The sequence below is a fragment of the Allosalinactinospora lopnorensis genome (genome assembly GCF_000981225.1).
GTDB lineage: Bacteria > Actinomycetota > Actinomycetes > Streptosporangiales > Streptosporangiaceae > Allosalinactinospora > Allosalinactinospora lopnorensis.
This window is the reverse complement of sequence record NZ_LAJC01000025.1, coordinates 1-14,323: the sequence shown is the minus strand read 5'-3', so window position 1 is coordinate 14,323 and position 14,323 is coordinate 1. Positions and strand designations below refer to the sequence as shown.

Genomic DNA, 14,323 nt, shown 5'->3' with positions numbered 1-14,323 from the left:
GGCCGTCTCCGGACACGAGCACAGCCCCACCTCCGCAGCCGATCCCACCTCCCCTGAACCGGCTGGTGGAAGGAGAACCGTGGCCGACGGACCGCTCATCGTTCAATCCGACAAGACCCTCCTCCTCGAAGTCGACCACGAACTGGCCGACGAGTGCCGCCGGGCGATCGCCCCCTTCGCCGAGCTGGAGCGGGCACCCGAACACGTGCACACCTACCGGGTGACCCCGCTGGCACTGTGGAATGCCCGCGCCGCCGGGCACGACGCCGAGCAGGTCGTCGACGCGTTCATCGGCTACTCCCGTTTTCCGGTCCCCCACCCGCTGCTGGTGGACATCACCGAGACGATGGACCGCTACGGTCGGCTGCGGCTGCTCGCGCACCCGGTCCACGGCCTGGTGCTGCAGGCCCTGGATCGGCCCGTGCTGGAAGAGGTCGTCCGGTCCAAGAAGGTCGCGCCTATGCTGGGCGAACGGGTCGAGGACGACACGGTCGCGGTGCATCCCAGCGAACGCGGCAATCTCAAGCAGGCGCTGCTCAAACTCGGCTGGCCGGCCGAGGACCTGGCCGGCCACGTCGACGGGGAGGCGCACCGGATCGACCTGGACGAGGGCGGCTGGGTGCTGCGGGGCTACCAGCGCGAAGCGGCCGACAGCTTCCATGCGGGCGGTTCGGGCGTCGTGGTGCTGCCGTGCGGGGCGGGCAAGACGCTCGTCGGCGCGGCCGCGATGGCACTGACCCGGGCGACCACGCTGATCCTGGTCAGCAACACCGTCTCGGTGCACCAGTGGCGCGATGAGCTGCTGCGCCGTACCACACTCACCGAGGAGGAGATCGGCGAGTACTCCGGTACGCGCAAGGAGATCCGGCCGGTCACCATCGCGACCTACCAGGTGATGTCGTCGCGCCGGAAGGGTGTGCACAGCCACCTGGAGCTGTTCGAGGCGCGTGACTGGGGCCTGATCATCTACGACGAGGTGCACCTGCTGCCCGCCCCCGTCTTCCGGACGACGGCCGGGCTGCAGGCACGCCGCCGCCTGGGCCTGACGGCGACGCTGGTGCGCGAGGACGGCCGCGAGGGCGACGTGTTCTCGCTGATCGGGCCGAAGCGCTACGACACCCCGTGGAAGGAGATGGAGCACCAGGGGTGGATCGCACCGGCCGACTGCGTGGAGATCCGGGTGGACCTCACCGAGTCCGAGCGCCTGGCCTACGCCACGGCGGAACCGGAGGAGCGCTACCGCTTCTGCGCTTCGGTCAGCGCCAAGACGGCGGTGGTCCGGGAGCTCGTGCAGCGCCACGGAGAGGAGCAGGTCCTGGTCATCGGCTCCTACATCGACCAGCTGGACGAGCTCGGCGCCGAGCTGGACGCCCCGGTCCTCAAGGGCGAGACCCGGGTCAGAGAGCGCGAGCGGCTGTTCGGCGCGTTCCGAAGCGGCGAGCTGCGCACACTGGTCGTCTCCAAGGTCGCGAATTTCTCCGTCGACCTGCCCGAGGCCGGGGTCGCGATCCAGGTGTCGGGGTCGTTCGGCTCCCGGCAGGAGGAGGCGCAGCGGCTGGGCCGGCTGCTGCGCCCAAAGTCCGACTCGCGGACCGCCCGCTTCTACGCGGTGGTCGCCCGCGACACCCTCGACCAGGAGTACGCCGCGCACCGCCAGCGCTTTCTGGCGGAGCAGGGGTACGCCTACCGCATCGCCGACGCCGGCGATGTGCTCGCGGGAGAGGAGATCTAGGGTTCCGGGGGACTCCAGGAGCGGTGCGGGACGACGCGCAGAGCCGCCGGCAGCATGAGGTCGAGCTTTTCCACCGTGTAGCCGATCGTCGAAAGCCCGTCGCTGTACTTGTCCAGGTAGCCGGGGTAACGCGACGGGGGCACCGGGTCGGCGACCCGCTCGGCGCGTCCGATCAGCACCACGACGTCGCTGCCGTCGCGGTCGGCGTTGAAGTGGACCGTCACCCGGGGGTTGGCGTCGATGTGCCGCAGCTTCGCCGTTTCGCGCGAGGTGTAGACGACGAGCGCCTCGCCGTCCCACAGGAACCACACGGGCCGGGGCATCGGCTGCCCCATGGGCGACACCGTGGTCAGCCAGACGATGCGCTCACTGTCGAGCTTCTCCCGCAGGTCGGGCGTGAGTTCGAATGACACACTCACAATGCTGCCGTCTGAGGGCGCACGCGTCCACGACTGTCCGCGCCGGAGAGCCGCGCGTCCAGTGCGGGCGCACCGGTCCTCTAGAGCGACGGCAGGCCGCCGAGGATGTAGGTGAATCCGGCGATCCCCCACGCGACGAGGGCGTAGCCCAGGGTTTGGGCACGCAGCTCCGTGTTCCGCCGGATCACCGGGGTGGCGAACGCGGCGGCCATAAGGATCAGGGCGAGCATCGCGGGGATGAGCGACGCGATCGCGAAGAGCCCCATCTGGGCGGCGCAGTCCGAGTAACCGGGACTGGTCGCATCGCCACAGAACACGTTTCCTCCCGGGACTCCGAGCAGATCGACCATGAGGGACAGGTAGCCGACCCCCGCCAGAGCGGCGCCGGCCAGCGCGATCGCCGGTCCGGCGGGCACCGGGAGCCGGGCCCGGTCTCGACCTCGCGGGGACGCCACTCCACGAAGGTACCGCCTCGCGACCCCCGGGGAACGCCCGTTCCGGCTCCCGCGTCCGACGCCAACAATCATCCCCCCATCTCCTTTACAGCCGAGTAACATACGGCGAATCATTGGGGGAAACCGGATAGCACGGAGGTACCCGATGGCCGAGCACCCTCTGCACGCCCCCGGCGACACCGCCCCCCAACAGCATCGCCAGGGTTTCCACTCGCTACGCCCAGGCGGCCTGAACTGGGATTCCTTCCCTCTGCGGCTCTTCAGCAAAGGCAATGCCAAGTTCTGGGATCCCAGCGACATCGACATGAGCCAGGACGCCCAGGACTGGAAGGAGCTCCCCGATGAGGCCCGGGAACGCGTCCTGCGGTTGTGCGCCCAGTTCGTGGCGGGAGAGGAGGCCGTCACCGAGGACATCCAGCCGTTCGTCCGCGCCATGGCCGCCGAGGGGCGCATCGGCGATGAGATGTACCTCACCCAGTTCGCGTTCGAGGAGGCCAAGCACGTCCAGGTCTTCCGGATGTGGCTGGACGCCCTGGGCATCACCGAGGACCTGCACCCCTATGTGGACAACAACCCGGGGTACCGCGCTCTGTTCTACGAGGAGCTGCCCGCTTCGCTGAAGGCGCTCGACGCCGACCCCAGCCCGCGCAACCAGGTCCGCGCGTCGGTGACCTACAACCACATCATCGAAGGCTCCCTCGCGCTCACCGGGTACTACGCCTGGAACCACATCTGTACGGCGCGCGGGATCTTCCCCGGGATGCGAGAGGTCGTCAAACGCATCGGCGACGACGAGCGGCGCCACATGGCATGGGGCACCTTCACCTGCCGCCGGCACGTGGCCGCCGACGACGACAACTGGCGGGTGATCTCCGAACGCCTGGAGGAGCTGCTGCCGCACGTGCAGGCCACGGTCCGGTTCGGCGAGGAGATGAACTCCCAGGTGGAGGAGCGGTACCTGCTTCCGCCCGGCGAGCTCCTGGAGTACGCGAACGACCGAGCGCTGCGCCGCCTGGGCGCCATCGAGACGGCGCGCGGCGCTCCGCTCTCCCAGGTCGACGTGGACGCCGCACCGGAGGAACTGGAGGAGCGGTTCGGTGCCGAGGACAGCGCCAAGATGGCCTCGCTGGGCTGATCCGCGCTCCGGACACCGCGGGGCCGAGGAGACCCCTCCGAGGTCCCGCCGCTAACGCTCCGGGACGATCCGCTCGACCACGGTGTCGATCAGCGACTCCAGCGGCCCTTCCTCCTCAAGCACACCGGGAAGGGTCAGGTGCTCGACCAGCAGGCCGGTCAGGGCCAGGTAGAGCATCAGCACCGCGGAACGGCCCCCGGGCATCCCCGTGTCCTCGTGGAACCGCATGTTGGCCTCAAGGTCAGCACGGACCCGCCGGGTGAGCGTCTCCTGCAGCGCGGGCCGGCGGGTGGCCTCCAGCCGCAGCTCCATCAGCGCGAGGTAGACGTTCCGGCGCTCGGAGAGGCGCCGCACCATCCACCGCATCAGTTCGGCGACCCGCTCCCGGCTGCGCTCGCCTTCCACCGCCTCGGCGACCTCCGCGGACTCGGGCGCGAAGCGCACGTAGAGGTGCCCGCCCACCCGGGTCAGCAGGTCGTCGCGGCTGGAGAAGTAGTTGGAGGCGGTGCCGACGGGCACACCCGCGCGGACGTCGACCACGCGGAAGGTGAGCCCGCGCGCCCCCTCCTCCGCGAGCGCCCCGATCGCCGCCTCGAGGAGGGCGGTCCGCCGCTCCGGATTCCTTGCCATGGCCCCTCCGGAAACCTCTGGACAATCACTACAGTCGAAGTACTATAACTGAAGTACTTCAATTGTAGTTGTCATCTGCCCGCGATTCCCTTCTGGGGAGGCCCCGTGCGAAAACTGACCTACTTCGTCGCCCAGACCGCTGACGGGTTCATCTGCGGGCCGGACGGGTCGTTCGACTTCTTCCCGCTCGCCCCGGACGTCACCAAGTACGCCGCAAGGGAGTATCCGGAGACCGTGCCCACCCACGTTCGCGGGACGTTCGGCATCACCGCGGCGAACCGGCACTTCGACACCCTGCTGCAAGGGCGCATCTCCTACCAGATCGCCTTGGACGAGGGGATCACCAGCCCTTACGCCCACATGCGGCAGTACGTGCCCTCGCGGACCATCGAGCACAGCCCCGACCCCGCGGTGCGGATCGTCCGCGACGATCCGCGGGAGCTGGTCCGCTCGCTCAAACGGGAGGAGGGCGACCTGGGAATCTGCCTGATCGGCGGCGCACACCTGGCCGGGGCCCTGCTGCCGGAGATCGACGAGATGCTCGTGAAGCGCTACCCGGTCGTCGCGGGCGCGGGGCTCCCCGTATTCGCCGGGGAGTTCGCCCCCGCACCGCTCAAACGGGTGCACACCCGCGGCTTCAACAGCGGGGCCGATTTCACCCTCTACCGGAGGGCCTGATCCGTGAGGCCGCCGCCTCGGCGCGGAAACCGGAGAGCAAGGGCCCGGAGACGAGCAAGGGCGGCCCCCGCAGGGAACCGCCCTTGTCGTCGCAGGTTTCGGGACGCGTATCCAGGACCGCGAAGACCCAGCGAAGGACCTCTAGAAGTCCATTCCGCCCATGCCGCCGCTCGGGTCAGCGGCGCCCTGGGAGGACTTCTCCGGCTTCTCTGCGATGACGGCCTCGGTGGTCAGGAACAGACCGGCGATGGAGGCCGCGTTCTGCAGGGCGGAACGGGTGACCTTGGTCGGGTCGATGACGCCGTCCTTGAACAGGTCGGTGTACTCGCCCGTGGCGGCGTTCAGCCCGACGCCGGCGTCGAGGTTGCGCACCTTCTCCGCGACAACACCGCCCTCAAGACCGGAGTTGATCGCGATCTGCTTCAGCGGCTCCTCGACGGCGCGGCGCACGATTTCGGCACCGATGGTCTCGTCGCCCTCGGTCTCCAGCTTCGCGAAGGCCGGGACGGCGGCCTGGAGCAGCGCCACACCACCACCGGGCAGGATGCCCTCCTCGACGGCAGCCTTGGCGTTGCGGACGGCGTCCTCGATACGGTGCTTGCGCTCCTTGAGCTCCACCTCGGTGGCGGCACCGGCCTTGATGACCGCGACGCCGCCGGCCAGGCGGGCCAGGCGCTCCTGCAGCTTCTCGCGGTCGTAGTCGGAGTCGGTGCGCTCGATCTCGTTGCGGATCTCGTTGACCCGGCCGGAGATCGCGGTGGCGTCACCGCCGCCGTCGACGATCGTGGTCTCGTCCTTGGTGACGACGACCTTGCGGGCACGGCCCAGCATGTCGAGCTCGGTGTTCTCCAGCTTGAGGCCGACCTCTTCGGTGACGACCTGGCCGCCGGTGAGCACGGCGATGTCGGCGAGCTGAGCCTTGCGGCGGTCGCCGAAGCCCGGGGCCTTGACGGCGACGGACTTGAAGGTGCCGCGGATCTTGTTGACGACGAGCGTCTGCAGCGCGCCGCCCTCGACGTCCTCGGCGATGACCATCAGCGGCTTGCCCGCCTGCAGGACCTTCTCGACGACGGGCAGGAACTCGTTGTTGTTGGAGATCTTGGAGTTGACGATGAGGATGTAGGGGTCCTCGAGGACCGTCTCCATGCGCTCCAGGTCGGTGGCGAAGTAGGGCGAGATGTAGCCCTTGTCGAAGCGCATGCCCTCGGCCAGTTCGAGCTCCAGACCGAAGGTCTGGCCCTCCTCGACCGTGATGACGCCTTCCTTGCCGACCTTGTCCATCGCCTCGGCGATGGTGTCGCCGATCTGGGTGTCGCCGGCGGAGATGGAGGCGGTGGAGGCGATCTGCTCCTTCGTCTCCACGTCCTTGGAGAGGTTCGCCAGCTCCTCGCTGATGCGGGCGACGGCGGCCTCGATACCGCGCTTCAGGCCAACGGGGTTGGCGCCGGCGGCGACGTTGCGCAGGCCCTCGCGTACCATCGCCTGGGCCAGCACCGTGGCCGTAGTGGTACCGTCACCGGCGACGTCGTCGGTCTTCTTCGCGACCTCCTTGACGAGCTCGGCACCGATCTTCTCCCACGGGTCCTCGAGCTCGATCTCCTTGGCGATGGAGACACCATCGTTGGTGATGGTCGGAGCGCCCCACTTCTTCTCAAGGACAACGTTGCGCCCCTTGGGGCCCAGAGTAACCTTGACGGCGTCAGCAAGCGTGTTCATGCCGCGTTCGAGGCCGCGCCGGGCTTCCTCGTCGAACGCGATCAGTTTGGCTGCCATAGACTTCTTGTCCTCCCGTGACCGGGCTGATACGCGAAGGAACGAGGCGACGCCCGCGACGGACGACCGCGGCCCTGGTCGGCAACCCGTCTGCCGGCGGCCGCGGCCTCATCGTCTCGATCCCGGAATTAGCACTCATCAACTCAGAGTGCTAACGCTCCTTTTTTAGCACTCTCCCCAAGGGAGTGCAAACACCTTGACCGCGTTTTCACCCGTGCTCACGAACCCGGTCACCCGCAGGTCACCGTGGCCGAACACACGGAACCCGCGCGCACCGGAGCAGCCGGCGAGCGCGGGTTCCGCGATGCTGCCAGGACGGCAACGGTGGGACCGCGTTCACCCACCGGCGACAGCAGGATGATCGAGATCTGGCTGCCATCAGCGACAGCCGTGTCCAACCCCTCGGTGAACCGCACGTCCTCGTCGCCCACATACACGTTGACGAAACGGCGGACCTTGCCGGAGTCGTCGAGGATCCGGGCCTGGATGCCCGGGTAGTTGGCCTCCAGATCGGCCAGGACCGCCTTGAGGGTGTCGCCCTCGGCGGTGACCTCGGCCGCGTCCTTGGTGTAGGTGCGCAGGATCGTCGGAACGCGGACGCTGACGCTCATGGCGGTGGGTACTCCTTGCTCGGTCGGAATCGGCGAAGTGGGCGAAGATCCCCCTGCGGCAGCTGCTCAGAGCAGCCCGGCGTCCTTGAACGCGTCGAGGGACGGCTTGATGGTCGCGGTGACACCGGCGTCCACCGCGTTGAGCGTCTTGAGGCCGTCGCCCGTGTTCAGGACAACGGTCTCGGCCTGGGGATCGAGCGTCCCCTCGGCGACCAGCTTGCGCAGCACGCCGGTCGTGACGCCTCCCGCGGTCTCGGCGAAGATCCCCTCGGTCCGTGCCAGGAGCTTGATGGAGTCGACGATCTCGGCGTCGCTGACGTGCGCCACGGAGCCGCCGGTGCGGTTGCAGACGTCCAACACGTACGGGCCGTCGGCGGGGTTGCCGATCGCCAGGGACTTGGCGATGGTGTCGGGCTTGACCGGCTGTACGACCTCGTGGCCGTTCTCCCAGGCCTGCGCGACCGGGGAGCACCCCGTGGCCTGCGCGCCGAAGATCTTGTAGGGCCGGTCCTCGACCAGGCCCACCTTGATGAGGTCGCGGAACCCCTTGTCGACCTTGGTGAGCTGCGACCCCGACGCGATCGGGACGATGATCTGCTCGGGCAGCCGCCAGCCGAGCTGCTCGGCGATCTCGTAGGCCAGGGTCTTGGATCCCTCCGCGTAGTAGGGGCGGAGGTTGACGTTGACGAAGCCCCAGTCCTCACCGGCGGGGTCGCCGATGAGTTCGGAGCAGAAGCGGTTGACGTCGTCGTAGTTGCCGTCGATCGCCACGAGGCGCCCGCCGTAGACCGCGGCCATCACGACCTTGCCCTCTTCCAGCCCGGCCGGAATGAACACGCAGGAGCGGAAGCCCGCACGGGCCGCGGCGGCGCCCACGGCCCCGGCGAGGTTGCCGGTCGAGGAGCAGGACAGGGTGGTGAACCCGAACGTGCGCGCGGCCTCGACCGCCATGGCGACCACGCGGTCCTTGAACGAGTGGGTGGGGTTGGCGGAGTCGTCCTTGATGTGCAGGGACCGCAGGCCCACTTCGGCGGCGAGCCGGTCGGCCCGGACCAGCGGGGTCAGGCCGGGGTTCATGTTCGGCAGTTCCGCGACGCTGTCCGGAACCGGCAGCAGCCCGGCGTAGCGCCAGATGTTGTTCGGGCCGCGGCCGATGGACTCGCGGCTGACCTCGCCGAACTCATAGGCGATCTCAAGCGGGCCGAAACAGAAGTCACACGCGAAGCGCGGGCCCAGATCGTAGCGCTCTCCGCACTCCCGGCAGGACAGGGCTACAGCGGGTCCGAAAGAACGGCTGGCACTCGTCCCGGATTCGGTGGCGGTCATCACCATGCGAGGCGTCTCCCCTCATCTTCCCTCAGAGCCGATCTGACTCCAGGCCGGAGTTGGCACCTGCCTCGGCCGCCTCGCAGGTGCCGCGAGAAACGCATGCCGAGATGGTTGCCGGGGCTTCGCAGGGCCGGTCCCTCCACCCCTCTGGATGAGCAATATGCGGTTGTGTTCGACTCCAGTGAAGATCCGTTGGTCACTTTAACCGACAGCGTGTCCGGTTTTCCATCGGGGGTAGGCCTACCTGCAAGGGAGCTTCTCAGCCCGTGAGACAGGCGCCGCTCGCCGCAGGGTCGCCGGGCCCGGCCCGCGGCACCGGAGCAGGGCTGGGGACGCATATGGCGGAAAAGCCGGCCGGGGGCAAAGGGCCGGCGCGAAAGGGCGGGTTTGTGGTGGGCCGAGAAGGGCGAGACCTAATACACCTCCGTCGCCGAATCCGTTGCGGAGGTGGAGGCGTAGGTTGGCAGTAGCCCGGGGTTGACGAGCGGTTCATCCCGAATCCGTGCGAGAGGTGGACGATCAGGTGGACAAGGCGCAGATCCTCGTCGCTTCCAACAGGGGACCGGTGTCCTTTTCGATCAGTGACGGCGGCTCGCTCACACATCGGCGCGGAGGCGGCGGGCTGGTGTCCGGGCTGAGCTCGGTCGCGGCGGAGACGGACACCCTGTGGGTGTGCGCGGCGCTCTCCGAAGCCGATCGCAAGGCCGCGGCCTCGGCCCCTGAGGGTCGGCTCGATCTGGCCGGATTCGACCTGGACAGCATGCGGGTGCGCATGCTCGACATACCGCCCGACACGTTCAGCAACGCCTACACCCGGGTGGCCAACTCCACACTGTGGTTCGTCCACCACCTCCTCTACGACACCCCGAACAAGCCCGGGTTCGACGCCGCCTTCCGCGCCGAGTGGGAGGACTACCGCAACTACAACGCGGCCTTCTGCGAAGCCCTGATCACAGGGGCCGATGACAACGCGCGTGTCGCCGTACAGGACTACCACCTCGCCCTCGTCCCCCGCATGGTGCGCGGCCGCCGCCCCGACCTGCGGATCGCGCACTTCCAGCACACACCGTGGGCACCGCCGGAGTACTTCCGGATGCTCCCGAACGACATCAGGCGCGAGCTGCTCGAAGGCATGCTGGGCGCCGATCACCTCGGGTTCCTCAGCCGGCGGTGGGCCGACGCCTTCGTCGGGTGCTGCGAGACGTTCCTGCGCGCGAAGATCGACCGGGATAAGCGCACCATCGAGTACGGAGGCCGCATCGTCAAGGTCGGCGTGCACGGTCTGGGCGCCGACGGCGAGGCGCTGCGCGAGCGCGCGGCGGCCGAGGACGTCGCCGAGCGCCGGGCGAAGCTGCGTGAGCGTGTCGGCGACACGAGGCTCATCGTGCGCGTGGACCGCACCGAGCTGTCCAAGAACATCGTGCGGGGGCTGGACGCCTACCGCGAGATGCTGGCCACGCGGCCGGAATGGCGGGGCCGCGTCACCCACCTGGCGTTCGCTACCCGAGCCGGGGCGATGTGCCGGAGTACCGCGAATACACCGACTCCGTGCGGCGCACCGCCGAGGAGATCAACGAGGAATTCGGCACGCCCGACTGGACCCCTCTGGTCCTCGAGGTGAACGACGACTACCCGCGCTCCCTGGCCGCCTACCAGCTGGCCGATGTGCTGCTGGTGAACCCGATCCGCGACGGTATGAACCTGGTCGCGAAGGAAGGACCGGTGCTGTCGCACAACGGCTGCGCGCTGGTGCTGTCGACCGAAGCGGGGGCCGCCGACGATCTGGGGCGCGACGCGCTGCTGGTGAATCCCTACGACATCACCGAGACCGCGGAGGCGCTGCATACGGGCCTGTCCATGTCCGCGGAGAAGCGGCGTGCCCGCTGCGATCGCCTCGTCGAGTCCGCGTCCGCGATGTCGCCGCAGCGCTGGTTCAACGAGCAGTTGCGCGCGCTGCAGTAAGTCTCTCCCGTCCGTTTCGTCGAGGAGGCCTCACCCCGTCCGGGCGATGATCTCCTCGACGATTCCGGACTTGGCGTCCGTGTAATCCTGCACCCGCTCCCACTTCTTCTCAACAAGCGCGCGCTTGGCCTGTGCGTAGAGCCCGCGGTCGTCGCTGTCCGCACGTAACCGGTCGCGGAAGCGCAGCATCCGGTCCACCTCGACGGAACCGTCACTGAAAACGTGCAGGTTCATGTTGACATCCGGCCCCTTGAACACCCGGTGCTCATGCCAGCCGGGCTCCCGGATGTGCAGCGTGTAGCCCGCCTGCTCCAGGCTGGGCAGGTAGGCGTCCTCGTTCGCGGCGTCGGCCACGACGAGCAACACGTCCACACAGGGTTTGGCCACCAGCCCCGGAACCGCCGTGGATCCGACGTGCTCGACGCGCAGCGCCTTCCCGCCCAGGAACTCGCGGATGCGCTCGGCTTCGCGTTGGAACAGGTAGGGCCATTTCGGGTCGTAGTCGACCAGGTGTACCCAGCCGCCGGAGTGCTCATCACCGGCCGGCTCGGAGCGCCCGCCGGCACGGGACGGCAATGGGGAGGGACCGTTGTTGGGGGACATGCCTCCACAGCCTGTTCCCGAACAGGCCCGACGTCAACCCCTGGAATCCCATTGGACCATACCGGTCACTCTCGGAGTCACCGGTACCGCCAGGGTATAAGGCGTTCAACGGTTACCCGGGAAGCCGCGCGGACCAGACCAGTTGCCCGCAGCGCGTAGCTGTACCTGGTCAGCGCGCCCGGCGCCGGCCGCGGCGGCGTCCGCGCCCGCCGGTCCGCCCCGCATCGGCCTCCGCCGGTTCCGCGGGCTGCGCAGCGTCGTCTCGCCGCGGCAGGTCGTAGGGGTTGCTCAGCGAGCGGTTCATCCGGACGGCCCCTACAGCGATCAGGACGATCAGCAGGACGGCACCGCCGACTCCCCAGGCCCACATCGGTACCAGCGGGTCTTCGTCCTCATCCGCCACGAGATCCTCGTTGTAGAGGGGCACGTCCTCCGCCGTTTCCCCGGCGGCGGCCATCGCGCCCGGGACGTGCAGCACACCGATGCCGTCCTCGCCCGCGGCGGGCTGGGCACCCTCGACCAGCGCCTCGGTGATCTGACCCGGGAGCAGCTGCGGATGTTCGGCGCGGAGCATCGCGGCCGCCCCGGCCACGAACGCGGCCGCCGCCGCGTCCCCGTTCACTTCGGTGTAGCCGCCACCGGCAGCGGGCGCCGGCACCTCTGTCCCGGGAGCGCTCAACGCGGCACCACCGTTCCCGGCCGCGGCCTCCTGGGAGGCCAGGCCGTTGTCGACCGCGCCGACGGCGAGCACCCGGTCGTGGTCCGCGAGGCCGGATCCGACCGGCGCGACGACCACCACGCCGTTCCGGGCAGCGTGGCCGACCGCCTTCTGCTCCTCCTCGCCCGCGTCACTGTCCGGCAGCATGATGACCTGCGCTCCTTCGGAGACGGCGTATCGGATCCCGCGCTCCAGGGCCTCCTCGGAGACCTCGGGGTCCTCGCCTCCGTCCGCGGCGACCCGCACCGACAGGATCTCGGCCTCCGGTGCCACGCCCAGGACACCGCCCGAGTGCTCCTGGCCGTGCCCGCTGGCGGCGATGATCCCGGCCAGTGCGGTGCCGTGCTCCCCGTAGCCGCCGTCCCCCGTTCCGAGCTCCTGACCGGTGAAATCGTCGCCGATGGCCACCCCGCCTTCGAGGTCGGGATGGGAGTCGTCCACCCCGGTATCGAGCACCGCGACCGCGATCCCACTGCCCCTGTTCCGCTCCCACGCCTCGGCGGCGCCGACGGTCTGCAGCCCCTGCTGGTCGTAGCGGAGATCCTGCTGGCCGCCGGCCGCGGCCGGTGCCGCGGCCGCGAGATGCACCGCCACGAGCGCTCCACACATTCCAGGCGCGAGGACACCGGCGGTACTCGTGGGCATGGCGGTGGTTCCTCCATAAGCGGTCGGGAGAGCTGGATGCGGCCCTGACCAGGCGTGCGGGCGCTGATCATTCTGCCACGGACGCGCCTGCGGCCGGCGCCGAGGGACGAGCACCGGTCTAACCGACCGTATCGGAGCGACTCTCCCTGGTCACAGGTTCAAGGTCCACGGCCGCGCCGACGGAGAGACCGAAGCGACGGGCGGCGTCCCCGCTATTCTCGGCGACCGCGATGTAGCCCGCGGAGTCCACCAGGACCACCGGCTCGCCGGGGCCGACCGAACCGAAGGTGGTGCCGAACGGGACCGTCCACCGCCCGCCGGGGGTACGCACCCGGAAGGAACCGGCGGGTTCAGCACTCCCGCCGCCCGCGCGTACCAGGTCCTCCCGCAGCACGGTCAGTTGGCAGTTGCCGAAGCGGTCGATCGCGCGCACCTCGCCCCGGGCAGTCCCGCCGGTGACCTCCCGGCGGGGCTCCGGCAGCCGGACCAGGGCAGACGCCGGGAACTCGGTTCCCGCCCGCGACGGCTCCAGTCCCGCGGCGATCCGGGCGCCGACCGGCGCGTAGATGTCCCGGCCGTGGAAGGTCGCCGACACCGGGTGTCGCCACAGGCTGGTGTTGTCGATCTCGTAGCAGGCATCGATCCCGCCAAGGGCCCCGGCCGCCCATACCAGGAGCCCATTGTCCGGGCCGACGAGGGCATGCCCGCCCGCCAACACCACGACGCTGCGCCGCTCGGTCCCCACGCCGGGGTCGACGACCGCCACATGGACCCCCGGCGGCAGCTCGGGGACGGTCTCGGCGAGGACCGTCGCCCCACGCCGGACGTCCCCCGGCGGCACCTCGTGCGTTATGTCCACGACGCGCGCGGCGGGAGCGTGCACAAGCATCTGACCGTGGCAAACGGCCACGAAGCCGTCTTCGCGCCCGTAGTCGGTGAGGAAGGACAGGCAACTGTAACCCGCAGGGGAACTCAACAGGATTCATCTCCTCAGCGAAGGTCATGAGTCGCTACCATAAGTCGCGCCAATCCGGACGAGGAGGCGCCCAATGTCAGATGCCGGCCCATATGACCGAGAACCGTCCGATTCCTCAGGGCGTGCTGCGGCATCCACCGAGGAGCCCGACCTAGCAGACCGCGACCAGCGCATTCTCGCCTTCGAACGCCAGTGGTGGAAGCTGGAGGGCTCCAAGGAGCAGGCCATACGCGAGGAGTTCGGTTTCTCGCCCACGCGCTACTACCAACTTCTCAACGGTCTCGTCGACCGCCCCGAAGCCCTCGCCTACGACCCGATGACCGTGAAACGACTCCGCAGGCTGCGCGCCAACCGCCGGCGCAGGCGCACTGCGCGTATGCTTGGTATCCAACTGTAACGGCGCCGTAGGGAGGAATCCGTCCCACGGCAGCCCGATGCCGTCCGGCATCATGGTCTTTCTCCGACACTTCCTACCTTCTCCGGCGCGACCCATGACTCTGCCCCGCCCTCGGACCACTGCCGGCTCAGCCGCACTGGACCTCCTGCTCAGTGCCCCTTCCGGAGCGGTGCTGGCCTTCGACTTCGACGGCACGCTGGCGCCGATCGTCCCCGATCCCCGAGACGCCCGGGCGCACCCCCGCGTCGTTCCGGAGCTGA

Annotated in this window: 12 protein-coding genes, 3 pseudogenes and 1 riboswitch; of the genes and pseudogenes, 6 read left to right on the top strand and 9 right to left on the bottom strand. The window is 69.2% G+C overall.

What is annotated here, in order from left to right:
- The first annotated feature begins 79 nt into the window (after positions 1–79).
- Positions 80–1,732, top strand: coding sequence for a DNA repair helicase XPB (locus VS93_RS11230; RefSeq protein ID WP_046469904.1), 1,653 nt, complete (start codon positions 80–82; stop codon positions 1,730–1,732).
- Here VS93_RS11230 and VS93_RS11225 read toward each other — a convergent pair.
- Positions 1,729–2,145 carry a TIGR03667 family PPOX class F420-dependent oxidoreductase gene (locus VS93_RS11225; RefSeq protein ID WP_046469903.1) on the bottom strand — a complete coding sequence of 139 codons (417 nt, stop codon included), beginning with the start codon at positions 2,143–2,145 and terminating at the stop codon, positions 1,729–1,731. The two genes, VS93_RS11230 and VS93_RS11225, sit on opposite strands and share 4 nt — an antisense overlap.
- An 86-nt stretch (positions 2,146–2,231) precedes the next feature.
- Positions 2,232–2,468: a hypothetical protein gene (locus VS93_RS11220; protein ID WP_046469946.1), complete on the bottom strand. Its 237-nt coding sequence runs from the start codon at positions 2,466–2,468 to the stop codon at positions 2,232–2,234.
- A gap of 283 nt (positions 2,469–2,751) precedes the next feature.
- On the opposite strand from VS93_RS11220, the gene VS93_RS11215 reads away from it, so the two are divergent.
- Entirely contained in the window at positions 2,752–3,741 is a 990-nt protein-coding gene (locus VS93_RS11215) for a R2-like ligand-binding oxidase (protein ID WP_046469902.1), read from the top strand.
- Between the two features lie 51 nt (positions 3,742–3,792).
- Here VS93_RS11215 and VS93_RS11210 read toward each other — a convergent pair whose 3' ends face one another.
- The gene (locus tag VS93_RS11210; protein ID WP_046469901.1) at positions 3,793–4,371 is read right to left on the bottom strand and encodes a TetR/AcrR family transcriptional regulator; all 579 of its coding nucleotides are present in this window, start codon (positions 4,369–4,371) and stop codon (positions 3,793–3,795) included.
- Positions 4,372–4,476: 105 nt separating this feature from the next.
- On the opposite strand from VS93_RS11210, the gene VS93_RS11205 reads away from it, so the two are divergent.
- Complete coding sequence (locus VS93_RS11205; protein WP_046469900.1) at positions 4,477–5,049, top strand: dihydrofolate reductase family protein; 573 nt, start codon at positions 4,477–4,479, stop codon at positions 5,047–5,049.
- A gap of 141 nt (positions 5,050–5,190) precedes the next feature.
- On the opposite strand, the gene groL is transcribed toward VS93_RS11205, so the two are convergent.
- The 3 genes and pseudogenes from groL to thrC form a co-directional block, all read right to left on the bottom strand.
- A complete protein-coding gene (gene groL, locus VS93_RS11200) occupies positions 5,191–6,822 on the bottom strand; it encodes a chaperonin GroEL (RefSeq protein ID WP_046469899.1) in 1,632 nt (543 codons plus the stop codon).
- Positions 6,823–7,158: 336 nt separating this feature from the next.
- Positions 7,159–7,433: pseudogene (locus VS93_RS11195) on the bottom strand (ubiquitin-like small modifier protein 1).
- Between the two features lie 66 nt (positions 7,434–7,499).
- Entirely contained in the window at positions 7,500–8,765 is a 1,266-nt protein-coding gene (gene thrC / locus VS93_RS11190; protein ID WP_046469898.1) for a threonine synthase, read from the bottom strand.
- A gap of 12 nt (positions 8,766–8,777) precedes the next feature.
- Positions 8,778–8,920: riboswitch (SAM riboswitch) on the bottom strand.
- Positions 8,921–9,285: 365 nt separating this feature from the next.
- Between thrC and VS93_RS11185 the strand changes: the two are divergent.
- Positions 9,286–10,724 (top strand): annotated as a pseudogene (locus VS93_RS11185) (alpha,alpha-trehalose-phosphate synthase (UDP-forming)).
- Between the two features lie 30 nt (positions 10,725–10,754).
- Here the strand turns inward: VS93_RS11185 and VS93_RS11180 are convergent.
- The 3 genes from VS93_RS11180 to VS93_RS11170 all read right to left on the bottom strand — a co-directional run bounded on the left by VS93_RS11180 (position 10,755) and on the right by VS93_RS11170 (position 13,666).
- Positions 10,755–11,327: a GrpB family protein gene (locus VS93_RS11180; RefSeq protein ID WP_052745688.1), complete on the bottom strand. Its 573-nt coding sequence runs from the start codon at positions 11,325–11,327 to the stop codon at positions 10,755–10,757.
- 169 nt (positions 11,328–11,496) lie between these two features.
- A complete protein-coding gene (locus tag VS93_RS11175) occupies positions 11,497–12,639 on the bottom strand; it encodes a S8 family serine peptidase (RefSeq protein WP_052745687.1) in 1,143 nt (380 codons plus the stop codon).
- 169 nt (positions 12,640–12,808) lie between these two features.
- Positions 12,809–13,666: an SAM hydrolase/SAM-dependent halogenase family protein gene (locus VS93_RS11170; RefSeq protein WP_046469895.1), complete on the bottom strand. Its 858-nt coding sequence runs from the start codon at positions 13,664–13,666 to the stop codon at positions 12,809–12,811.
- Positions 13,667–13,739: 73 nt separating this feature from the next.
- Here VS93_RS11170 and VS93_RS11165 point away from each other — a divergent pair, with 73 nt between their 5' ends.
- Together VS93_RS11165 and VS93_RS28025 are read left to right on the top strand one after the other, a co-directional pair.
- Positions 13,740–14,063: a DUF3263 domain-containing protein gene (locus tag VS93_RS11165; RefSeq protein ID WP_082126811.1), complete on the top strand. Its 324-nt coding sequence runs from the start codon at positions 13,740–13,742 to the stop codon at positions 14,061–14,063.
- A 94-nt stretch (positions 14,064–14,157) separates the two neighbouring features.
- Positions 14,158–14,323, top strand: a pseudogene (locus VS93_RS28025) (trehalose-phosphatase); the annotation flags it as partial.